Origin of the sequence: Micromonospora chalcea (assembly GCF_002926165.1) — a bacterium.
In the GTDB taxonomy this organism is placed as follows: Bacteria; Actinomycetota; Actinomycetes; order Mycobacteriales; family Micromonosporaceae; genus Micromonospora; species Micromonospora chalcea.
The window spans coordinates 24,561-46,187 of sequence record NZ_MAGP01000110.1 but is presented as its reverse complement, the minus strand read 5'-3'; the positions used below and the strand labels follow the sequence as shown (position 1 = coordinate 46,187).

21 protein-coding genes, 3 tRNA genes and 1 pseudogene are annotated in these 21,627 nt (G+C 73.7%); 9 read left to right on the top strand and 16 right to left on the bottom strand.

The features are described 5' to 3' along the window. Complete coding sequence (locus tag BAW75_RS14430) at positions 1-687, top strand: IclR family transcriptional regulator (RefSeq protein WP_013284529.1); 687 nt, start codon at positions 1-3, stop codon at positions 685-687. A gap of 148 nt (positions 688-835) precedes the next feature. Here BAW75_RS14430 and BAW75_RS14425 read toward each other — a convergent pair. The 4 genes from BAW75_RS14425 to BAW75_RS14410 form a co-directional block, all read right to left on the bottom strand. After that, positions 836-908: transfer RNA gene (locus BAW75_RS14425), tRNA-Glu, on the bottom strand. A 162-nt stretch (positions 909-1,070) separates the two neighbouring features. Continuing rightward, positions 1,071-1,143, bottom strand: a tRNA-Glu gene (locus BAW75_RS14420). Positions 1,144-1,219: 76 nt separating this feature from the next. Beyond that, positions 1,220-1,291, bottom strand: a tRNA-Gln gene (locus tag BAW75_RS14415). A gap of 107 nt (positions 1,292-1,398) precedes the next feature. Then, on the bottom strand, positions 1,399-2,202 hold the full coding sequence (locus BAW75_RS14410; RefSeq protein ID WP_013284528.1) for a fumarylacetoacetate hydrolase family protein: 804 nt from the start codon (positions 2,200-2,202) through the stop codon (positions 1,399-1,401). 213 nt (positions 2,203-2,415) lie between these two features. On the opposite strand from BAW75_RS14410, the gene BAW75_RS14405 reads away from it, so the two are divergent. Both BAW75_RS14405 and BAW75_RS14400 read left to right on the top strand, forming a co-directional pair. Further along, positions 2,416-3,834, top strand: coding sequence for a hypothetical protein (locus BAW75_RS14405; RefSeq protein WP_104113892.1), 1,419 nt, complete (start codon positions 2,416-2,418; stop codon positions 3,832-3,834). Positions 3,835-3,868: 34 nt separating this feature from the next. Then, complete coding sequence (locus BAW75_RS14400) at positions 3,869-4,753, top strand: hypothetical protein (RefSeq protein ID WP_043325971.1); 885 nt, start codon at positions 3,869-3,871, stop codon at positions 4,751-4,753. A gap of 24 nt (positions 4,754-4,777) precedes the next feature. On the opposite strand, the gene BAW75_RS14395 is transcribed toward BAW75_RS14400, so the two are convergent. The 9 genes from BAW75_RS14395 to BAW75_RS14355 form a co-directional block, all read right to left on the bottom strand. After that, complete coding sequence (locus tag BAW75_RS14395; protein WP_104113891.1) at positions 4,778-5,911, bottom strand: cellulose binding domain-containing protein; 1,134 nt, start codon at positions 5,909-5,911, stop codon at positions 4,778-4,780. A gap of 87 nt (positions 5,912-5,998) precedes the next feature. Further along, on the bottom strand, positions 5,999-6,571 hold the full coding sequence (locus BAW75_RS14390) for a GNAT family N-acetyltransferase (protein ID WP_064447008.1): 573 nt from the start codon (positions 6,569-6,571) through the stop codon (positions 5,999-6,001). A 49-nt stretch (positions 6,572-6,620) separates the two neighbouring features. Further along, entirely contained in the window at positions 6,621-7,046 is a 426-nt protein-coding gene (gene arfB / locus BAW75_RS14385; RefSeq protein WP_104113890.1) for an alternative ribosome rescue aminoacyl-tRNA hydrolase ArfB, read from the bottom strand. Positions 7,047-7,055: 9 nt separating this feature from the next. Then, complete coding sequence (locus tag BAW75_RS14380) at positions 7,056-7,352, bottom strand: hypothetical protein (RefSeq protein ID WP_043325976.1); 297 nt, start codon at positions 7,350-7,352, stop codon at positions 7,056-7,058. Between the two features lie 152 nt (positions 7,353-7,504). After that, positions 7,505-8,365 (bottom strand): S1C family serine protease, encoded by an 861-nt coding sequence (locus BAW75_RS14375; RefSeq protein WP_064447007.1) that lies wholly within the window; start codon positions 8,363-8,365, stop codon positions 7,505-7,507. A gap of 39 nt (positions 8,366-8,404) precedes the next feature. After that, on the bottom strand, positions 8,405-9,364 hold the full coding sequence (locus tag BAW75_RS14370) for a VWA domain-containing protein (protein WP_104113889.1): 960 nt from the start codon (positions 9,362-9,364) through the stop codon (positions 8,405-8,407). Then, positions 9,361-10,377: a DUF58 domain-containing protein gene (locus BAW75_RS14365; protein WP_104113888.1), complete on the bottom strand. Its 1,017-nt coding sequence runs from the start codon at positions 10,375-10,377 to the stop codon at positions 9,361-9,363. Before BAW75_RS14365 ends, BAW75_RS14370 begins: the two co-directional genes overlap by 4 nt. Continuing rightward, positions 10,374-11,423: an AAA family ATPase gene (locus BAW75_RS14360; RefSeq protein ID WP_043325980.1), complete on the bottom strand. Its 1,050-nt coding sequence runs from the start codon at positions 11,421-11,423 to the stop codon at positions 10,374-10,376. The genes BAW75_RS14365 and BAW75_RS14360 overlap by 4 nt, the downstream gene beginning before the upstream one ends. 192 nt (positions 11,424-11,615) lie before the next feature. Further along, positions 11,616-12,137 (bottom strand): hypothetical protein, encoded by a 522-nt coding sequence (locus tag BAW75_RS14355; protein ID WP_064447004.1) that lies wholly within the window; start codon positions 12,135-12,137, stop codon positions 11,616-11,618. A 281-nt stretch (positions 12,138-12,418) separates the two neighbouring features. On the opposite strand from BAW75_RS14355, the gene BAW75_RS14350 reads away from it, so the two are divergent. Next, positions 12,419-13,411 (top strand): endonuclease/exonuclease/phosphatase family protein, encoded by a 993-nt coding sequence (locus BAW75_RS14350; RefSeq protein ID WP_104113887.1) that lies wholly within the window; start codon positions 12,419-12,421, stop codon positions 13,409-13,411. A gap of 1 nt (position 13,412) precedes the next feature. On the opposite strand, the gene cimA is transcribed toward BAW75_RS14350, so the two are convergent. Continuing rightward, on the bottom strand, positions 13,413-15,011 hold the full coding sequence (gene cimA / locus BAW75_RS14345) for a citramalate synthase (RefSeq protein WP_104113886.1): 1,599 nt from the start codon (positions 15,009-15,011) through the stop codon (positions 13,413-13,415). Between the two features lie 318 nt (positions 15,012-15,329). Between cimA and BAW75_RS14340 the strand changes: the two genes are divergently transcribed. The 4 genes from BAW75_RS14340 (at position 15,330) to BAW75_RS14325 (ending at position 17,872) form a co-directional block, all read left to right on the top strand. Continuing rightward, entirely contained in the window at positions 15,330-15,890 is a 561-nt protein-coding gene (locus BAW75_RS14340) for a peroxiredoxin (protein WP_030500869.1), read from the top strand. Between the two features lie 2 nt (positions 15,891-15,892). Beyond that, a complete protein-coding gene (ahpD, locus tag BAW75_RS14335) occupies positions 15,893-16,423 on the top strand; it encodes an alkylhydroperoxidase, AhpD family (protein WP_104113885.1) in 531 nt (176 codons plus the stop codon). Positions 16,424-16,616: 193 nt separating this feature from the next. Then, positions 16,617-17,081, top strand: a complete 465-nt coding sequence (locus tag BAW75_RS14330) for a hypothetical protein (RefSeq protein ID WP_104113884.1) — start codon at positions 16,617-16,619, stop codon at positions 17,079-17,081. 50 nt (positions 17,082-17,131) lie between these two features. Further along, positions 17,132-17,872, top strand: coding sequence for a tyrosine-protein phosphatase (locus tag BAW75_RS14325; protein ID WP_043330569.1), 741 nt, complete (start codon positions 17,132-17,134; stop codon positions 17,870-17,872). Between the two features lie 52 nt (positions 17,873-17,924). Here BAW75_RS14325 and BAW75_RS14320 read toward each other — a convergent pair. Then, positions 17,925-19,019, bottom strand: a pseudogene (locus BAW75_RS14320) (branched-chain amino acid aminotransferase). Positions 19,020-19,213: 194 nt separating this feature from the next. Beyond that, positions 19,214-20,245 (bottom strand): 3-isopropylmalate dehydrogenase, encoded by a 1,032-nt coding sequence (locus BAW75_RS14315; RefSeq protein ID WP_030500874.1) that lies wholly within the window; start codon positions 20,243-20,245, stop codon positions 19,214-19,216. A 219-nt stretch (positions 20,246-20,464) separates the two neighbouring features. On the opposite strand from BAW75_RS14315, the gene BAW75_RS14310 reads away from it, so the two are divergent. After that, positions 20,465-21,325 carry an FAD:protein FMN transferase gene (locus BAW75_RS14310; RefSeq protein ID WP_104113883.1) on the top strand — a complete coding sequence of 287 codons (861 nt, stop codon included), beginning with the start codon at positions 20,465-20,467 and terminating at the stop codon, positions 21,323-21,325. Positions 21,326-21,627: the final 302 nt, after the last annotated feature.

Below are 21,627 nucleotides of genomic sequence, written 5' to 3'. Positions count from 1 at the left end.
ATGAGCGGTGTCGGCGTTCTCGACAAGGCGGTGGTCATCCTGGCCGCCTGCGTCGACGGCGCCAGCCTGGCCGAACTCGTTGAACGCACCAAGCTGCCCCGGGCCACCGCGCACCGGCTGGCACAGGCGCTGGAGATCCACCGGATGCTCGTCCGGGACACCCAGGGGCGCTGGCGCCCGGGTCCACGCCTGGGCGAGCTGGCGAACGCGGCCCCGGACGTGCTCCTGACCGCCGCCGAGCCGCTGCTCGCCGCGCTACGGGACGCCACCGGCGAAAGCGCCCAGCTCTACCTGCGGCGCGCCGACGAGCGGATCTGCGTGGCCGCCGCCGAGCGTGCCAGCGGCCTGCGGGACACCGTCCCGGTCGGCTCGGTGCTGCCGATGACCGCCGGGTCGGCGGCGCAGATCCTGCTCGCCTGGGAGCCGCCGGAGGCGGTCATGCCGCTGCTCCCCCGCTCCAAGTTCACCGGCCGTACGCTGGCCGAGGTACGGCGGCGCGGCTGGGCCCAGAGCGTCGCGGAGCGGGAGGCTGGTGTGGCGAGCGTCTCGGCGCCGATCCGGGACCGCACCGGCCGGGTGATCGCCGCGATCAGCATCTCCGGCCCGATCGAGCGCCTCGGCCGCCGCCCCGGAGAACGCCACGCCATGGCCGTCGTCCGAGCCGGCCAGCGCCTCTCCGGCCTCTGACCCACCCACCCCCACCCCCCTCTCGCGTTGATCATGAAGTTGGCGGCATTTTTGATCTCCCAGACTGCCGCTAACTTCATGATCAACGGGGTGGGGCGGGGAATGCGAACGGCCCGCCTCGCGTAGCGAGACGGGCCGTTCGGTGACGTAGCCCCGACCGGATTCGAACCGGCGCTACCGCCTTGAGAGGGCGGCGTCCTGGGCCGCTAGACGACGGGGCCAGGCACTTTTCCTGCTTCGCCGCCCTGCCGGGTGGCGTGGCAGTAGTCTAGCGGCATCGCGTCCGGCACCGCGCCGCGGGGGTCACCCCCACCGCACGCGGAAAACGTTGCCCGGACAGCAGAAAGCCCGCCCCGGGGAAACGGGACGGGCTGTCGGTGCTGTAGCCCCGACCGGATTCGAACCGGCGCTACCGCCTTGAGAGGGCGGCGTCCTGGGCCGCTAGACGACGGGGCCAGAACCTTCATTGCACTCCGCCAGCGTGGGCTGCCGGAATCCAGCGTCCGCGAGCTCTTTCGAACCCGCGGCTGCGCTGGGGTACCAGGACTCGAACCTAGACTAACTGAACCAGAATCAGTCGGGCTGCCAATTACCCCATACCCCATTGGCCCCTTGCGGCGCCGGGAATGAACTTTACCCTCCCGGTGCCGACAGGCCAAATCCAACCCCTCGAAACCCACCTGACCAGCGGAAACGAGGCATCGGAGCGAATCAGGCGACAGGGACCACCGGGTTGCTGAGCTCCCCGATCCCCTGGATCCGCACGGTGACCGTATCCCCCTCGGTGAGCGGACTAACCCCCGCCGGCGTGCCGGTCAGGACCACGTCGCCGGGCAGCAGCGTCATCACGTGCGAGATGTACGACACCAGGCCCGGTACGTCGAACACCATGTCCTTGGTCCGGCCGAGCTGGCGTACCTCCATCTCCTCCGGGTTGCGGCCCACCTCACACCGGATCTCCAGGTCGCTCACGTCGAGCCCGGTGGTGATCCACGGCCCGATCGGGCAGAACGAGTCGAAGCCCTTGGCGCGGGTCCACTGGCCGTCGGAGCGCTGGAGGTCCCGCGCGGTGACGTCGTTGGCGCAGGTGTAGCCGAAGATGGCCCGCTCGGCGGCGGCCCGGTCGGCCCGGCGGGCGCCCGGAGCGCCGATCACCACGGCGAGTTCCGCCTCGTGCTCGACCTGCTTGGAGAAGATCGGCAGCCGGATCGCGTCGCGCGGACCGATGACCGACGTGGACGGCTTGAGGAAGAGCAGCGGCTCCTTCGGCACCTCGCTGCCGTGTTCGGCGGCGTGCTCGGCGTAGTTGCGGCCGACGCAGACCACCTTGCTGGGCAGGATCGGCGACAGCAGCCGGACGTCGGAGAGCGCCCAGCGGGCGCCGGAGAACTGGATCTGCCCGAACGGGTGGCCCTCGATCTCGGCGATGGTCAGGCCCTGCGGCCCGGCCTCCGGCTCGCCCTCGACGACCCCGAACGACATTCCCTTGGCATGAGCGAAACGAGCGATACGCACCCGGCCAATCTATCCCCGCCCGCGCGGCGCCCGTCGGACACCGGCAGGCAGCGCGCCCGGCGGCCCGCGCCGCACCCCTCGCCGCCCGCCGGCGCCGGGACCGGCGAGAGAGCGGCAGGGTACGCCGGATCGCGCCGGACGGGGCGGGAATGGCGGCTTCGTACCCGCCCGGCGGGGCCCGGCCCATAGCTTCGGTTCCGGAGGTTCGTTGGTATGCCTGCATCGAGACGACACCACAAGGCCCTGGCAGTGTTCGTGAACTGCCTCGGCGTCATCGCCGCCGTACCGGCGCTGTCCCCGGCGACGCCCCGCGCGGCCGAAACCCCCGCCCGACCGGCTCCAGCCGCAGCCGCCGTCCCGGTCGCCCTGCCCGGCGCGGGGGCGACCCCGATCCCGACCGGCGTGCCGGCGGTCCCGCCGGCGGTGCCGACCACCGGCCCGGCGCCGGTCCGCCCGTCGATGCCGCCGGTGAGCGTGGCGGTCGGCGCGGCGGGCACTCCGGCGCCGGGTTACCGGATCGAGGTCCGCAACGCCGGCACGGCGCCGGTCGACACGATGGTGCGGCAGGAGCTGCCGAGCGGGTCGCGGGCCACCACGGTGACCGGCGGCGGGCGGACCACCCGGCCCGCCGGGTCCAACGCCGGGGAGGTGACGTGGCGGCTGCGCCTGCCGGCGAAGAGCACCACCACGTTGCACACCGCGCTGTCGGTTCCCGGCCCGGGCCGGTCGGTGACCGCGCCCACCTGCGTCTACGGCACCGACGGCACGCGCCCGTACGACTGCGCCACGGCGACCTGGGTGGGGGCCGCGACGGCCCCGGCGGCGCAGGTGACGGCCGCCCCGGCCTGGCGGCGGCCACCGGTGCTGCTTGCCGCGTTCACCGCGTTGCTGGTGGTGACCGCGGGCGTGCTGTGGTGGGCCCTGTGGCGCCGCCGCCGGCGCACGGCCGCGACGGCGGGCACCGGCCTGTCCGGAGGCGGGGCGATGTCCGCCGGTGCCGGCGCGCCGGGAAGCGGCGTCCCGGGGCAGGGCAGCCCGGCCGAACGGGGCACGGTCTATCCGCGTACTGCGGTGCCGGCGCCCGCGAGCCGCCGTCGCCGGCCGCCGGTCTGGCTGGTGGTGGGCGTGGCGGCGGCGGTGCTGGCCGGGGTGGTCGGCGCGGCGGCCTGGTCGGCCACGCAGCGGGTGGCGGCGATGGACACCACCAAGCAGCCGACGAGCGGCGCGTGGGTGGGCAGCAGCGTCACCGGCGCGTTGGGCCAGCCGCTGCGGGAGACCGCGTTCGAGTTCACCGTCTACCGGGTGAGCTGCGGCGCGGACGTCCTGCCGGCGGCGCCCGGCGGCGGACGCCCCTGTCTGGCCACGGTCGGGGTGCGCAACGTCACGAACGAGGACCAGACCTGGCACGGGCAGTTGCAGCGCGCGTACCTGCCGAGCGGGAACTGGGTGGCCGCCGACGAGGACGCGACCCGGGTGGCGAACCTCGGCCGGGACGTGTTCTCCCAGCCGGTGGCCGCCGGGCGGCGGGTGCTGCTGCCACTGGTGTTCACGATGCGCGGCGACGAGCCGCCGAAGCGGCTGGAGCTGCGCAGCGGCGTCTTCTCCGCGGGCGTGCGGGTGGACGTGCCGTGACCCGGCGACGGGCGGCGGTCGTACCCTGGGGTGCGTGACCGCCGCCCTCGCCCCCGCGCTCGACGTCGCCGACTGGCAGGCGCGCCGGGCCGCCCACGAGCAGCGGGTGGACGCCTGGCTGACGCCGCATCTCGGCCGCCGCCGGGCGGGCGTGAAGCATCCGGTGGAGGACTTCCTCTTCACCTACTACTCGCACCGGCCGGCCCAGCTGCGCCGCTGGCACCCGGGCGCGGGCGTGACGCTGCGCGACGCCGACCCGGCCGGTTTCGGCCCGGACTACACCGCCTGCGCCGCCGGGCTCACCCTCGATACCGATCGGGTACGCGCGCGGCGCGCCGAGTCGATCGCCTGGATCCGTACGCTGCTGGCGGCGACCGCCGGACGCCCGGCGCAGTTCGGCTGCTTCGGCATGCACGAGTGGGCGATGGTCTACCGGCAGACCCAGGAGCAGGTACGGCACAACTCCTGGCCGCTGCGGCTGAGCCCGGCGGCGACGGCGGCGGTGGTCGAGGAGCGCGGCGTGCGGTGCAGCCACTTCGACGCGTTCCGGTTCTTCACCGCGCCGGCCCGCCCGCTGAACGTGCTCCAGCCGACCCGGGACAGCCAGCACGCGCTGGAGCAGCCGGGTTGCCTGCACGCCAACATGGATCTCTACAAGTGGGCGTACAAGCTGTCGCCGCTGGTCTGCTCGGAACTCGTGGCGGACTGCTTCGAGCTGGCCCGGGAGATCCGGACGCTGGACATGCGTGCCAGCCCGTACGACCTGGCCGCCCTGGGCTACCCGCCGGTGCCGGTGGAGACGCCGGAGGGCCGGGCCGAGTACGCCGCCGCGCAGCGCGGGTTCGCCGAGCGTGCCGCCGGGTTGCGCGCCCGGCTGCTGGCCGCGCTGGACCGGGCGGTGCCGGCCGACCACCGCTGAGCGGGGCCGGCCGGCACGCGACGGTCAGCTCGGCGCGCAGGTCAGCGCCGGGCTCGGCGCGGTTCCCTCGGCCAGGAACCCGAACGTGGTCTGGGCGGCCGGCGGCGGCGCGCCGTTCCAGCTCGCGTTCCGGGCGGTCACAGTGGTTCCGCTCTGCGTCACGTCGGCGCTCCACGCCTGGCTGATCCGTTGTCCGCCGGCGAGCGGGAAGCGCACGGTCCAGCCTGCGATCGGCGCGGCGCCGTCGTTGCGCACTGTCACCTCCCCCTGGAAGCCGCCCGGCCACTGACCGGCGAGGCGCCAGGTGGCGGTGCAGCCGCCGGGCGCCGACGTCGGGCTCGCGGTGGGCGACGGGCTGGTCGTCGGTGACGGGCTGAGCGTGGGCGACGGCGTGGGGCTGACGGTCGGGGACGTGGTCGGGCCGGGCGTGGCGCGGCCGAGCGCGGCGACCAGCGCCGGGTACCACCTGTCGGACATCTTCTGGTCCCCGGCCGCGTTCGGGTGCACCCCGTCGTAGGTGTCGGCGGCGGTGCTGAACCCGGTCCACTGGTCGACCACCACGATCGGGGAGGCGGCCGTGGTCTTCCCGGCCGCCCAGCCGTCGATGAGCGAGTTGAGCGCCACGGTCCGCTGGCCGCACTCCGGGCAGCTCGCCGGGTTCATCGGGATGATCTTCGCGACCAGCACGGTCGTGGCCGGGTTGGCGGCCCGCATCTGGTCCACCAGCTTCGAGTACGCGGCGAGGATCGTGGCGGGCGCGATGTTGCTCCACACGTCGTTGGTGCCGAAGTGCATGAGCACGACGTCCGGGCGGGTGGCGGCGAGCCAGCCGGGCAGCAGGTTCTGGTTGGCCACGTTCGTCGCGAGGTAGCCGCCGTGGCCCTCGTTGTCGCCGTCGTAGGGCACGCCGCAGCCCTGCGGCCCGAGCGTGCCGACGAAGTCGACGTCGGTGTGGCCGGTGGACTGGAGGCGGTTCCAGAGCAGGGCGCGCCAGCAGCCGGGCGACCCGGTGATGGAGTCGCCCAGTGGCATGACGCGGACCGGCGTGGCCGCCGCGGCGGCCGGGGGTGTGGTGGCGGTGAGGGCGAGGCCGAGAGCGAGGACCGGTAGCAGCGCGGCGAGCGCGGTCAGCGCGGCGCGTACGGGGTTTCGGGACATGCGGAAGGGACTCCTGTCACTGTGACGTGGTGGTCGGTGACGGCCCTGAAGCTCCCGTACGCATTGAAGCGCTTCGACGCCTCCGGCTCAACCCTCCGGGTGCCCCCGGTGCCGGTTCCACTCCGGAGCGAGGATCGACATGACAGTGGCGTCCACCCAGCCGTCGCCGTCGCGCAGCACCTGCCGCAGCGTCCCCTCGGCGACGAAGCCCACCTTCTCGTAGGCGCGCCGGGCACGCGGGTTGAACGCGAACACCTCCAGGCCGATGCGGTGCAGGCCGAGCTGCTCGAAGCCGTACCCGACGATCAGCCGCACCGCCTCGGTGCCGAGGCCGCGGTCGCGGCCGCCGGGACCGATCAGCGTGCGGAAGTTGCAGCTCGCGTTGGCCCGGTCCCACTCGTTGAGGACCACCTCGCCGACGCAGGCGCCGCCGGCCCGGTCCACCACCGCGAGGTCGAGCCGGTCGTCCTGGCTGTTGCGGGTGCCGTACCAGGCGCGCAACCGGGCCGGTTCGAACGTCTCGCCGGCCGGGCTGCCGGTCAGCCGGACCACCTCCGGGTCGGCCAGGATCTCCGCGAGCGCCGGCAGGTCGTCGTCGTGGAACGGGCGCAGCGCCACACGCTCGCCGGTGAGCGTGGGCTTGACGGAGAAGTCGATCACGGGGCGGAATTCTCCGGTCGGCGCGCCGGGCGGTCCAACCGTTTTTCGGTCACTCGCCGTCCACCCGGCGGTCGCGTTTGCGCTGGGACTGACGCTTCTTCTCGGCCAGCCGGCGCTCCTTGGCGCCACGGGAGGGGCGGGTCGGGCGGCGCGCCTTCGGCGGCGGGGCGACGGCCTCGCGCAGCAGCGCCGCCATCCGTTCCCGGGCCGCTTCCCGGTTGGCCAGTTGCGCGCGGTGTTCACTGGCGGTCACGGTCAGCACGCCGTCGACCAGGCGACCGGCGAGCCGGGTCAGCGCCCGTTCCCGCAACGTCTCCGGCACGCTCGGCGAGCGGCCCAGGTCGAAGCTCAGCTCCACCCGCGAGTCGGTGGTGTTCACCCCCTGGCCGCCGGGCCCGGACGACCGGGAGAACCGTTCCCGCAGCTCGACTGCGGGCACCACGAGCCGGTCGGTCACCCGCAGTCCGTCGTCCACTCCCCGAGGCTAGCGCCCGGCGCGGTGACTCGGGGTGGGGGTGGCGCTCGGGGTGGGACCGGCCCGTTCCTCGCCGCCGCCCGAGGCCGCGTACGCGGCCGCGCCGACCAGCAGCAGGGCGATCACCGCGAGCTTGACGACCACGCCGCGAATCGCGAGCCAGGCGTTGCGGCGGGCGCCCGGCACGCTGGTCCGGATCGTCTGGTAGTCCGTCCAGCCGCGTTTCGCACGCGCGTAGGACGCGCCGACACCGGCGCCGATGATCAGGCCCATCACGAGGAGGGCCGCAATGACAGCTTGCTCCACCTCCGCCAGTATCCATACTCAGCGTAATATTTCTATGCCCCAATGATCCCACGCCGGATATCCGACAGTTCGCACCGATCTTGCAGTGCTTGTGCAGGTCAGCGCCGCGCGAAGCGCCGAGGCAACCCGCGCGGGAGACCGCGCCCGGTGACTCAGCCGCCCCGGCCGATGATGGTGTCGGCGGTCTGCTGGACCTGGTCGATCGGGATGGCGAAGCCGATGCCGATCGACCCGTTGCCGTCGATGGTGGCGATGGCGGTGTTCACGCCGACCACCTCACCGCGCGCGTTCACCAGCGGCCCGCCCGAGTTGCCCGGGTTGATGGAGGCGTCGGTCTGCACCGCCGTGTGCCGGCCGTTGCCGATCCGCACCTGCCGGTTGAGCGCGCTGACGATACCGGCCGTGACGGTCCCGGCGAGCCCGAGCGGCGACCCGACCGCGAGCACCGGCTCCCCCACCCGGGTCGAGTTCGCCTTGGCCAGCGGCAGCGGCGGCAGCCCGGCGGACGCGGGCACCTTGAGCACGGCCAGGTCGCTGGCGGGTTCCCGGCCCACCACCTCGGCCGGGAAGCGACGCCCGTCCGAGGTCTCCACAGTCACCGCGCCCGAGCCGCCGCGGGCCAGGATGTGGTCGTTTGTGACGATGTGCTGCTCGTTGTCGATGGCGAATCCGGAGCCGGACGCGGACGCGCCGGATCGGCCCCCGACCATCACCGAGACCACGCCGGGCACCGTCTTGCCGGCGGCGGTGACCAGTTCCGCGGGCACCGGCGCGGCGGATGCCGCGCTCGGCCCCGGCGAGCCCTGGTCGGCCGCCCAGGTGCCGGCCACCGCGCCGGAGACGGTGGAGAGCGCCACCACCGCCGCCACGCTCAGCAGCCGGTGCCGCAGGCTGCGCCGTCCGGCCTCCGGCCCGCCCCCGGGTACGTCCCGGTGGCCGCGCCCGTCCGGGTCCAGCTCCGGCGAGACGAACCACGGTCCGCGTGGCTCGCCGAGTCCGGTCTGCACTGCCATGCCTGGCTCCTCACATGTCGTGCGGTAGTGGTGTGCGGGTCAGGGCAGCCGGGAGAACCACCGCAGCGAGCCGGCGGCGGCGCCCATCGCCAGGACCAGCCCGAGGCCGATGAAGCGGGCCGAGATGTCCTGCCGTTCGGTGCGGTAGCCGACGGAGGTGCCGATGTCCTCGTAGACGTCCTTCAGCTCGGCGGTCGTGGACGCCTCGTGGAAGCCGCCACCGGTCTGCTCGGCGACCGCCCGCAGCGTCTGCCCGTCCACCGGCACCTGGATCGCCCGGCCGCCCCGGTCGACCGAACCCCCGGGCGTGCCGAAGGAGATCGTGTGCACCGGCACCTTGGCGGCGACGGCCTGGTCGGCCGCCTCGATCGGGTCCATCCCGGAGGTGTTCGCGCCGTCGGAGAGGATGATGATCCGGGCCGGCGGCGGGTCCTTCGCGGCAGTCGCGTCAAGGCTCTTTACCGCGCCCAGCGAGGTGCTGATCGCCTCGCCGATCGCGGTGCCCTGCACGCCGGTGATGCCCTCGGCCAGCCGCCCGATGCCGTCGTGCAGCGCCTCCCGGTCGGTGCTCGGCGGCACCAGCACCGCGGCGCTGCCGGCGAACGCGACGAGGCCGACGTTGAACTCGTCCGGCAGCCCGTCGACGAACCGCCGGCCCGCCTCCTTGGCCGCTGTCAGCCGGTCCGGGTCCACGTCACCGGCGAGCATCGAGGTGGAGACGTCGACAGCCACCATCACGGTGGCCCGTTCCCGGGGGACCCGCACCTCCGCCTCGGGGCGGGCGAACCCGACCACGAGCAGCGCCAGCATGGCCAGGAACAGGCCCGCCGGCACGTGCCGGCGCCAGGCCGGGCGGCGCGGGGCGACCCGGTCCAGCAGGCGCAGGTTGGTGAAGCGCACCGCGTACCGGCTCTGCCGCCGTTGCAGCACCAGATAGCCGGCGACCAGCGCGAGGACGGCGAGCAGCAGCCAGAGGCGGGCGGGTGACTGCCAGGTCATGCGACACCTCCCCGGGCGGCGGCCGGCACGGTGGCCAGCCGGCGCTGCTCGTGCACGTGCCGCACCACGTCCGCGCACCAGTCCCGGTCGGTGCGCAGCGCCATGTGGGTGGCGCCGGCCCGGCGCAGCGTGTGGCGTACCTGCTCGCGCTGCTCGGCGGCGGCGCGCGCGTACCGCTCGCGCAGGTCGGGATCGCCGGTCCACACCTCGCGGTGCCGGCCGCTCTCCGGGTCGACGAGCGTGATCAGCCCGACGTCGGGCAGTTCCAGCTCACGCGGGTCGGTCACCTCGACCGCGAGCACCTGGTGCCGTACCGCGAGGCGGCGCAGCGCGGCCGCCCAGGGCGGTGGCGCGGCGTCCGGGTCGTCGGGCAGCTCGTCGAGGAAGTCGGAGACGATCACCACGAGCCCGCGCCGGGTGGCGACGCGCTGGAGGCCGTCCAGCCCGTCGGCCAGGCCCGGCCCCGCGGCCGGCGGGCGTGCGCCGGCCGCGCCCGCGCCGCCCGGGTCCCGCCCGTCGCCGGTACGCGGAGCGCCGAGCAGCGCGCGGAGCAGCCCGAGCAGATGGGTACGCCCGCTGCGGGCCGGGAATCGGCGCAGCCCGTCGGGCGTGAGCACCTGCGCGCCGAGCCGGTTGCCGACTCCGGCGGTGAGGAAGCCGATCGCTGCCACAGCGGCCACCGCCAGCTCCCGTTTGTCCAGCGTGGAGGTGCCGTACTCCATGCTGGGGCTGGCGTCGACGAGCAGCCAGGTGGTCAGTTCCCGGTCCGCGTCGACCTGGCGGACGTGCGGCACCGTGGTCCGGGCGGTGACCGCCCAGTCCATCCGGCGTACCTCGTCCTCGCCGGGGCGGTACTCCCGGCTGCCGGCGGCCTCGCTGCCCGGCCCGGGCAGCAGGCCCCGGTACCGGCCGTGCAGCAGGCCGTCGAGCCGCCGGGTCACCGTCAGCTCCAGCCGGCGCAGCCGCTGGTCGGGCGCGAGGTCGGTCAGCCCGGGCTCGGCCGCGCCGGTCATGCCGCCGCCAGGTCCGGCGCCGCCTCGGTGGGCCCGTTCACCAGCCGGGGTGGTGGCACCGCCTCGATCACCCGGCGCACCACGTCCTCGCCGGAGATCCCGTCGGCGACCGCGTCGAAGGTGAGCACGAGCCGGTGCGCCAGCACGTCCACCGCCAGGTCCCGGATGTCCTCGGGGAGGACGTAGTCGCGGCCGTGGATGAGTGCCTGCGCGCGGGCGGCGGCCACCAGGCCGAGCGTGGCCCGGGGGCTGGCCCCGTACGCCAGCAGCGGCGCGATGTCGGGCAGGCCGAAGCGTTGCGGGTCGCGGGTGGCGAGGATGAGGCGGACCACGTACTCGGCGAGCGCGTGGTGGACGAAGACGTCGGTGGCGCGGCGCTGGAGTTCCCGGAGCCGGATCGGGTCGAGCACGGTGCTCGCGGTGGGGCGCTCGGTGCTCATCCGGTAGAGGATGGCCAGCTCGTCGGCGTCGCTCGGGTAGTCGACCACGACCTTCATGAGGAAGCGGTCGCGTTGCGCCTCGGGGAGCTGGTAGACGCCCTCGGACTCGATCGGGTTCTGGGTGGCCAGGACCAGGAACGGCTCCGGCACCGGCCAGCTCCGCCCGCCGATCGAGACCTGCCGCTCGGCCATCGCCTCCAGCAGGGCCGACTGCACCTTGGCCGGGGCCCGGTTGATCTCGTCGGCGAGCACGAGGTTCGCCATGATCGGTCCCAGCTCCACGTCGAACTGCTCGGTCGAGGCGCGGTAGATGCGGGTGCCGACGATGTCGGAGGGCACCAGGTCGGGCGTGAACTGGATCCGGGAGAAGGTGCCGCCGACCACTGTGGCGAGGGTCTGCGCCGCGAGCGTCTTGGCCACCCCCGGTACGCCCTCCAGCAGGCAGTGACCGTCGGCGATGAGGGCGGTGAGCAGGCGTTCGACGAGCCGATCCTGCCCGACGATCACGCGTTTGACCTCGGCGAGGGTCTGTTCCAGCTCGACGCCGCTCGCGTCGGCATCGACCGGGCTGGGCACGCTGGCCAGGGTGTCCGAGATGTCCGTCACGGTGCTTGCTTCCCGGGCCGGACCGGCGACAAACGTCGGATTATCGGACCCGGACCGGCAGTGGCCGAACCGGACGGGCAGCATCTCCCCGATCGGGCGGCAACGGCGCGAACCCCATCGGTCCGGGCGGGACCGGGACGGAACACGACACCGGCCCCCGCCGCAGCGGAGGCCGGTGCGCGGCCGGACGGGTCAGTTGGCGACCAGGATGTGGAACGGCCGGTCGGCGAAGCCGCCGGTGGAGTTGCGGGTCTGCACGAAGACCGCGTTGGGGGTCAGCGTGCGCGGCGCGGCCGAGATCTCGCCGCCCGGCGGCACGTTCGCCGAGTCGTTCGTCCCGATAGACACCTGGTACGACTTCTGACTCACGTCGTAGTCGAACAGCACCTGGTACTGCCCGGCGGACACGCCCGGGCCGGGTACGAACCGGAGCGAGGACACCACGTTGCCGGAGTGCTGCAGCAGCGTCCCGTTCGCCGACACGACCGCCCAGGCGACCTGACCGGGGGCCGGCGGGGCCAGCGTGGCCCGCATGGCGGCGCGGGCGGCCTGCCGCTCGGCGGCGGTCACCGGCGGCTGCGCGGTGCTGTGCCGGGCGCCGGGCTGGGGTCGCGCCTCCGCCTGGGCGGCCGCGGCGATCCCTCCACCAGCCAGGGTGAGGGACAGCGCGGCGAGCGCCACCACCGTCGCCTTTCGCTTGAAGAATGTGGCCATGATTTCTCCCTTGGTTAAACCGTGGTGATACGGCGACTGCGCGCGTCAAATTGCGGATCATCGGGAATCCGCCCGGGGAGCGCACCGCTCGTGAGCTGGCCTTACTACAGAGAGTCGCGACGTCTCAACCAGGGGGAACGTAGCACCGGAAAACGCGGGCGGTCAATAGCTCATATTGCGTGTCCGACCGATCGAAAAAGTGCTCAGAAATTGCGGTCGAGCATTCACGAAATTGTTTCGCCGGGCATCGCGGCAGCGCGGACCCGGGTAGCCTGACGGCCATGATCACAGCGCCGGACCTGTCCCGGGGCGGCACCCGGGGCGGCCGCTGGGCCACCGCCGCGTGCTGGCTGGCAGCGGCGCCGGTCGCCGCCTGGGCGCTGGTACGCCTGGCCGGGCTGGAAAGCGGTCCGCTGGTGCTGGCGATCGCCTTCACGCCGTACGTCGCCGCGCTGGCCCCGGTCGTGGCGGTGTCGGCGCGCGCCTTGCGGCGCCGGGCCCCGGCGGTGGTCGCGGCCCTCGCCGCGCTGTCGCTGATCGGCGCGGTGGCGCCCCGGGCGGTCCCCGACGCCCGTCCCCCGGCCGACGGGCCGACGCTGCGGCTGCTCACCGCCAACCTGCGCCTCGGCTCGGCCGACCCGGCGGGACTTGTCGACCTGGCCCGGGTCCGGCGGGTGGACGTGCTCACGGTGCAGGAGCTCACCCCGGCGCTCGCGGCCGAGCTGGACCGGCTCGGCCTGGCCACGCTGCTGCCCTACCGGTCGCTGAGCCCCGAGGTCGGCTCCACCGGCTCCGGCGTGTACGCCCGCCACCCGCTGCGCGACACCGGGCACCGCCGCAACCAGGGGTTCTTCTTCACCCAGGCGTACGCGACGGTGACGGTGCCGGGCGCGCCGCCGTTACGGGTGGAGTCGGCGCACCCGGCCGCGCCGTACGCGGTGGACGTGGCGCCGGACTGGTGGACCGACCAGCGCGCCCAGCCGCCGGCCACCCCGGACGGCGGGCTGAGCGTGCTGGCCGGGGACTTCAACGCGACGCTCGACCACGCGGCGCTGCGGGAGCTGATCGCCACCGGTTACACCGACGCGGCGGACGCGGCCGGTGCCGGGTTCGGCGGCACCTGGGGCCCGTACGACGGCGACCCGATCCCGCCGGTCACCATCGACCACGTCCTGGTGGACCGGCGCATCGCGGTGCGCGCCGCCGGCACCTTCCCGGTGCCGGGCAGCGACCACCGCGCGTTGCTGGCCGAGCTGCGCCTGCCGGCCGGGTGAGTCAGGCCGCGGTCCCGCCCGTCACGCGGGTCCGGTCCAGGCCGTAGGTGAGCGCGTCGACGAGCGCGTGCCAGCTGGCCTCGACCACGTTCGGGTGCACGCCCACGGTGGTCCAGTCGCGGCCCGCCCCGGCGGTCTCCACGAGTACGCGCGTCACCGCGCCGGTGCCGTGGCTGCCCTCCAGGATGCGGACCTTGTAGTCGGCCAGCTGGAACTCGCGCAGCTCCGGGTAGTGCCGGGACAGCGCCACCCGCAACGCCTCGTCCAGCGCGTTGACCGGGCCGTTGCCCTCGGCGGTGGCGATCACCCGCTCGCCGCGTACCCGGATCTTCACCGTGGCCTCGGAGACCACCGCGCCGTCCTCGCGGTGCTCGACCAGCACCCGGTACGACTCCAGCGTGAACGGCCGGACCGGCGCCGCGCCCGGCAGTTCCGAGCGGACCAGCAGTTCGAACGAGGCGTCGGCGGCCTCGAACGACCAGCCGTCGGCCTCCAGCTCCTTGACCCGCCCGGTGACCTTGGACAGGGTGTCCGGATGGCCGGCCAGGTCCAGACCGAGCTCACGGCTCTTGAGCTCGATGCTGGCCCGGCCGGCCATCTCGGTCACCAGGATCCGCATGTCGTTGCCCACCACGGTGGGTTCCACGTGGTTGTAGAGCAACGGGTCGACCTTGATCGCGCTCGCGTGCAGCCCCGCCTTGTGAGCGAAGGCGGCGGCCCCGACGTAGGCCTGGTGGGTGTCGGGGGCGATGTTGGCGATCTCGGCGATGGCGTGCGAGACCCGCACCATCTGTTCCAGGCAGCCCTCCGGTAGGACGGGCATGCCCAGCTTGAGCTGAAGATTGGCGACGATCGCGAAGATGTCGGCGTTGCCGGGGCGCTCGCCGTACCCGTTGGCGGTGCCCTGCACGTGGCGGACGCCGGCCTCGACGGCGGCGATGGTGTTGGCGACCGCGCAGGCGGTGTCGTTCTGCGCGTGCATGCCGAGCCGTTCCGGCGCGATCCCGGTGCGCGCCACCAGCCCTTCGATCACGGCGGTGACCTGGGAGGGCAGCATGCCGCCGTTGGTGTCGCAGAGGACGAAGCGCTCGGCGCCGGCGGCCAGCGCGGTCTCCGCCACGGCGGCGGTGTAGCCCGGGTCGAAGCGGAACCCGTCGTAGCAGTGCTCCCCGTCGACGAAGACCCGCCGGCCCTGCGCCACCAGGTACGACACGGTGTCGCGGACCATGGCGAGGTTCTCCTCGGCGGTGGTGCGCAGCGCGCGTTCCACGTGCCGCAGGTCCGCCTTGGCGACCAGGGCGACGGCCGGGGTCTGCGCGTCGAGCAGCCCGCGCACCTGCGGGTCGTCCTCGACCGCGAGGCCGGCCTTGCGGGTGGCGCCGAAGGCGACCAGGATCGCGTGCCGCAGTTCCAGCTCGGTGCGGGCCCGGCGGAAGAACTCGGTGTCCTTGGGCACCGCGCCCGGCCAGCCCCCCTCGATGAAGCCGACCCCGAGGTCGTCGAGCAGGCGGGCCACCGCCAGCTTGTCGACCACCGAGTACGTGAGTCCTTCGCGCTGGGCGCCGTCGCGCAGCGTCGTGTCGTACACCTGGAAGGTCATCGGAGTCCTCTTCTCGTGTCCGTCCTGGGGCGCAAACAAAAAGACCCCCCGCGGATGCGGGAGGTCTGCGCGCTCGGCGAGGGAAGGCCGGCGCGCTAGCTGCTAATGATCAGGACGAAGCTGGTCACGACCAGTACTCTGCCACCCCGCCCCCGCTTTTGGGAGGCGAAACCCATATTCCGGGACGATCGCGGGGCTGGTGACCGCCTTCACACCCGGCCACCGCCCGCCACGAGCGCAAACAGGGCTGCGGAAGAATCTTGAACAGATCCAGTTACTGGCCCGGCGGTGCTGCCGGGTCACGCTCAAGGAGGACCCGTGCTCACTGTCGGTGACCACTTCCCCGAGTACGAACTCACCGCCTGCGTGTCGCTCGACGCCGACAAGGCGTTCGAGACGATCAACCACAAGTCCCACGAGGGCCAGTGGCGCGTCGTGTTCTTCTGGCCGAAGGACTTCACCTTCGTCTGCCCCACCGAGATCGCCGAGTTCGGCCGCCTCAACGGCGAGTTCGCCGACCGCGACGCCCAGGTGCTCGGCGTCTCCGTCGACAACGAGTTCGTCCACTACGCCTGGCGCAAGGACCACCCGGACCTGCGCGAGCTGCCCTTCCCGATGCTCAGCGACATCAAGCGTGAGCTGACCTCCGCCTGCGGCGTGCTCGGCGCCGACGGTGTCGCGCAGCGGGCCACCTTCATCGTGGACCCGAACAACGAGATCCAGTTCGTCATGGTGACCGCCGGTTCGGTCGGCCGTAACGTCTCCGAGGTGCTGCGGGTGCTCGACGCGCTCCAGACCGACGAGCTGTGCCCGTGCAACTGGAACAAGGGCGGCGCGACGCTCGACGCCAACGCGCTCCTCGCCGGCGCCGGGGCCTGACCATGGGCCTGGACGCGATCAAGGCGGGCCTGCCCGAGTACGCCAAGGACATCCGGCTCAACCTCGGCTCCACCATCACCACCTCGACGCTGAAGCCGGAGCAGGCGTGGGGCACCGCCCTGGCCTGCGCGGTGGCGGCCCGCAACCCGGTGGTGCTGCGGGAGATCGCCGCCGAGGCGGCCGGTCACCTCACGCCCGAGGCGGTCGCGGCGGCCAAGGGCGCGGCTGCGGTCATGGCGATGAACAACGTCTACTACCGGGCCAAGCACCTGATCGGCGACGAGCAGTACGCGTCGCTGCCGGCCCGGCTGCGGATGCAGATCATCGCCCGCCCCGGCGTGGAGAAGACCGACTTCGAGCTGTGGTGCCTCGCCGTCTCGGCGATCACCGGCTGCGGCGTCTGCCTGGAGTCGCACGAGAAGACGCTGCGCGCCGCCGGGTTCAGCCGGGAGCAGGTGCACGAGGGGCTGCGGATCGCCGCCGTCGTACACGCCGCCGCGGTGACCCTGGACGCGGAGGCCGCGCTGGCCTGATCCACCGGCCCGGACGCGCCCGACCGGCGCCGCGCGGGCCGACCTCCCGAGGGGCCGGCGTCACCACCGTGGCGCCGGCCCCTCGGCGTGGGCGGGCCGGCCGCCGTCGGGTTGGTGCCCGGACAGGGTGGGTAACCCTCCCGACTGATGACGGCGCCGCGACGGCCGCGGCCCTGGGGACGGGAGGCGGCACATGGACGGACTGGACCCGCGCGCCACGCACGGCGGCACCGAGCCGATCCTCGACGACGGCCGGGGCACCGTCGCCGGGGGCACCCCGGCGGGCGCCTTCGACCCGTGGCGCTACCGCGACGAGGCGGGCGTGGCGAGCGCCGACCTGACCGGCTACAAGGTCGAGGCCACCGACGGCGCCATCGGCAAGATCGACCGGGCGAGCCACGAGGTGGACGACAGCTACCTGGTCGTGGACACCGGGCCGTGGATCTTCGGCAAGAAGGTGATGCTCCCGGCCGGGACCGTGAACCACGTCGACCACGACGCCCGCACCGTGCACGTCGACCGGGAGAAGGACCAGATCAAGGCCGCCCCGGAGTACGACGAGTCCAGCCACGCCGACCCGGGCTACCGGGACCGGCTCGGCGGCTACTACGGCGAGAGCCACTCGGCGCTGCCGCCGGACGTGCCGCCGCGCATCTGACACCGCGGCGGCGGCCGGCGGGGACGTGGGAACGCCCCGCCGGCCGTACCGTGTCGGATGTGGACGCCCCGCAGAGCCCCTTCCCCACCCTGTTCAACTTCCGCGACGTCGGCGGATACGCCGCTCAGGACGGGCGCACCGTGCGCCGCGGCCGGCTCTACCGTTCCGACTCGCTGCACCGCATCGACGAGACCGACCGGGCGGCGTTCACCGCGCTCGGCATCCGTACCGTGATCGACCTGCGCCGCCCCACCGAGGTGGAACGCGACGGGCGGGTGCCCGCCTACGACGGGCTCGCCTACCGGCACATCCACCCCGAGCACGCCGACTGGGGCGCGAACCGGTTCGACGCCTCCGGCGTCAGCCTGGCCCGCTACCTGGCCGACCGGTACGCCGACCTGGCGCGTACCGGGACCGCCGGGCTCGCCGAGGCGGTCGGGCTGATCGCGGACAGCGCCAACGCGCCGGTGGTGGTGCACTGCGTCGCCGGAAAGGACCGCACCGGCATCGTCTGCGCGCTCACGCTCTCCGTGCTCGGGGTGCCCGACGAGGACGTGGTCGCCGACTACGCGCTCAGCACCGCGGCGTCGCAGCGTTTCACCGAGTGGGTCCGCGCCACGCTGCCGGACGCGGAGGAACCGCCGCCGCCGTTCCTGGAGTCACCGGCCGAGACGATGGAGCTGTTCCTGGCCGAGCTGCGCGCCGGCCACGGCTCGGTCGAGGGTTACCTGAACCACGCGGGCGTCACCGAGACGCAGCTGGAGTCGCTGCGCACCCACCTGCTGGACTGACGCCGCGCGGTGAGCAGGGAGCGGACTCGCTGCTCACCGCGCGGTCGGGCGGTCAGATGACCCGGGTGACCCAGCCGTGCGGGTCCTCGGCGCGACCGCGCTGGATGTCCACCAGCTTCTGGCGCAGCGCCATGGTGACCTGGCCGGGCTCGCCGCCGCCGATGAGGAACTCGCCCTCCGGGAAGCGCACGCCGCCGATCGGGGTGACGACAGCGGCCGTGCCGCAGGCGAACACCTCGCGCAGCCGCCCGCTCGCCGCGTCCGCCTGCCAGTCGGCGAAACTGACCGGCGCCTCCCGCACCTCGTGCCCGACCTCGGCGGCCAGGGTGAGGATCGCGTCGCGGGTGATGCCGGGCAGGATCGTGCCGCCCAGCGGCGGGGTGACGATGCTGCCGTCGTCGTAGACGAAGAAGACGTTCATGCCGCCCAGCTCGTCCACGTAGCGCCGCTCGACCGCGTCCAGGAAGACCACCTGGTCGCAGCCCGCCTCGATCGCCTCGGCCTGCGCCGCGAGCTACGCGGCGTAGTTGCCGCCGCACTTCGCCGCGCCGGTGCCGCCGGGCGCGGCCCGGGTGTAGTCCGGCGAGACCCAGACCGTCACCGGCTTCACCCCGCCGGAGAAGTACGCCCCGGCCGGCGAGGCGATGACGCAGTACAGGTATTCGTTGGCCGGGCGCACGCCGAGGAAGACCTCGCTGGCGAACATGAACGGACGCAGGTAGAGGCTGGCGTCCTCGTGCTCCGGGATCCACGCCTGGTCGATCTCGACCAGGCGGCGCAGCGACTCCACGAACGTCGCCTCCGGCAGCTCCGGCATGGCGAGCCGGCGGGCGGACGCGCTGAACCGGGCCGCGTTGGCCTCCGGGCGGAACATCGTCACCGCGTCGCCGGTGCGGTACGCCTTCAGCCCTTCGAAGATCTCCTGCGCGTAGTGCAGGACCGCCGCGGCCGGGTCCATCGGGATCGGCGCGCGCGCCTCCAGGCGGGCGTCGTACCAGCCCTTGCCCTCGGCGTAGCGGATGGTGACCATGTGGTCGGTGAAGACCCGGCCGAAACCGGGGTTCGCCAGCAGGGCGGCCCGGTCGGCGGCGGATACCGGCGCGGGATTCGGACGGATCTCGAAATCGAGCTTGTCACCACCGCTCATCGCGCTGACCTCCCTGCGGGTTCACGGCATGCGGGATCGCACGCCGACGTCACTGGTGCCAGAAACTTACCCCGAACGGTCGTTCAGCGGATAGGTCCGCCCCTCGGACGGTTGCGCCGCACCGGACCGCCGAATCGGGCCCGGAGACGGGTCTGGCGGCCCGTTACCGGGCCGCCAGGTGAGGATCGGCCCGGTCAGGATACGGCGTACCCGGCGAGCCGGTCGCCGACCTCCTCGGTGCGCAGGGGCGCGCCGGGCGTACGCGCGGCCAGCTCGGCGCCGACCGCGGCGGTGACCCGGGCGGCGGCGTCGGCGTGGCCGAGCTGGTCCAGCAGCAGCGCGGCGGAGAGCACGGCGGCGACCGGGTCGGCGACGCCCTTGCCGGCGATGTCCGGCGCGGAGCCGTGCACCGGCTCGAACATCGACGGGTAGCGCCCCTCCGGGTTGATGCAGCCGCTGGCCGCCAGCCCGATGCCACCGGTCACCGCGGCGGCGATGTCGGTGAGGATGTCGCCGAAGAGGTTGTCGGTGACCACCACGTCGTACCGGGACGGGTTGGTCACCAGGAACATCGCGGCGGCGTCGATGTGCTGGTACTCGGTGGTGACGTCGGGATGCTCGGCGGCCACCGCGGCGAAGGCGCGCGACCAGAGCGAACCGGCGTGGGTGAGCACGTTGGTCTTGTGCACGAGCGTGACCTTGCGCCGTTCGCGACGGCGGGCGCGGGCGAAGGCGTCGCGGATGACCCGCTCGACGCCGTGCCGGGTGTTCAGGCTCTCCTCGGTGGCCACCTCGGCCGGGGTGTCCCGGTGCAGCGCGCCTCCGGCGCCCGCGTACAGCCCCTCGGTGCCCTCGCGGACCACCACGAGGTCGACCTCGCCGGGCTTGACCGCGGCGAGCGGGCCGCCGACGCCGGGCCAGAGCCGGGACGGGCGCAGGTTGACGTACTGGTCGAAGGCGAACCGGAGCTTGAGCAGCAGGCCGCGCTCCAGCACGCCCGGCGGCACGGTCGGGTCGCCGACCGCGCCGAGCAGGATCGCGTCGTGACCGGCCAGCTCGTCGAGGACGGAGTCGGGCAGCGCCTCGCCGGTGCGGTGCCAGCGCGCCGCGCCCAGGTCGTACTCGGTGGCCTCGATGCCGGGCAGCACCGCGTCGAGGACCTTGCGGGCCTGCGCGACCACCTCGGGTCCGATGCCGTCGCCGGCCACCACCGCGATGCGTGCCACCTGATGCTCCTCGTCTCGACGTTCCCGGCAACGGTACGTCGGTGTCCCGTCCCCCGGTACGAATCTTCCACCATTCGGGAACGCGAGTCACAGGATCCTCCCAGCTGACACCCATGGCGCGGTCATCTCCACTGCTTAGGGTCGGGTTTCATCGGGTCGACGCAGGCCCGGAACCGGCCACCGCCGCGACACGGCGGCGACCACCGAGGGGCAGGTGTCATGCGGATCGAGCACCGGCGGACCCACTGGGCGGACGAGCAACCACGTACCCGCTGGGTCGACCAGTCCGCGTTCCGCCCGGTCCGTCCGGACCTGCACCTGGGCGCCAGCAGCCACCGCGTCGAGCGGCCCGGCGCCGGCGCGTCCGGCCGGATCACCGTCCGGCACACGGTGGCCACCTCGACCGCCGACTACACACTGCTGCTCAACGCGCCCGAGTGGCTGGGCCACCGGGTGGTGGGCGAGGCGCTGCGGGACGCCGTCGCCGAACTGCGCGCCGTCGACCTCACCTACGGACCGAACCGGCCGGACAGCCTCGTGTCCCGGCTGCGCCGCGACGAGATCAGCCCCGATTCGTACCCCCCGCTGGCCGACCTGATCGACCTCTGCGCGTCGATGCGGGCGGCGACCGACGGCTGGTTCGACGCCTGGGCGGTGCCCGGCGGCTTCGACCCGGGCGGCCTGCTCGGCGGCTGGGCCGTGGAGAGCGCCGCGGCGCGGTTGCGCGCCGCCGGCATCCACGACTACGCCGTGCTCAGCGGCGCCGACCTGACGGTACGCGGGCGCGCGGCGCACGGCGGGCCGTGGCGCGTGGCCGTGCACCACCCCACCGACACCCGGCGCACGCCGCTCGTGCTGGAGATGACGACCGGCGCGGTGGGCACCTCCGGTGTCACCGGGCGGCGGGGGCACGTGATCGACCCGCACACCGGCGAGCCGACCGACCGCCTGGCGGCCGCAACCGTGATCGGCCCGGACCTGGCCGTCGCCGACGCCTACGCCACCGCCCTGTACGCCGCCGGACCGGCCGGACTGGCCTGGTTCCGCCAGGACTCGGACTACCGCCCGCTGTTCGCGTAGCACCGGCGCTGAGCCGCGATCGGCCCCCGCGGTCTCGGCAACGACCGTGGGGGCCGGTCAGCGACGAGTGCGCGTGGCTCGCGCAATCGAGGGGTGCGGGCCGACGGGGCGGACGCCCGACCGCGCCACCCGAAGACGGGCCGGGGAATCGACTCAGCCGGAAACCGCAACGGTACGCTAGCGAATCGACGCAACTCGACGCAAGAGTCTCCACAGCGGACGCCGGGGAATCGGTGTCGGCAATCAGCCGGTGAACGCACGGTGGGGCAGAGGTGACGGGCCGGGCCCGGGATGGCACGCTG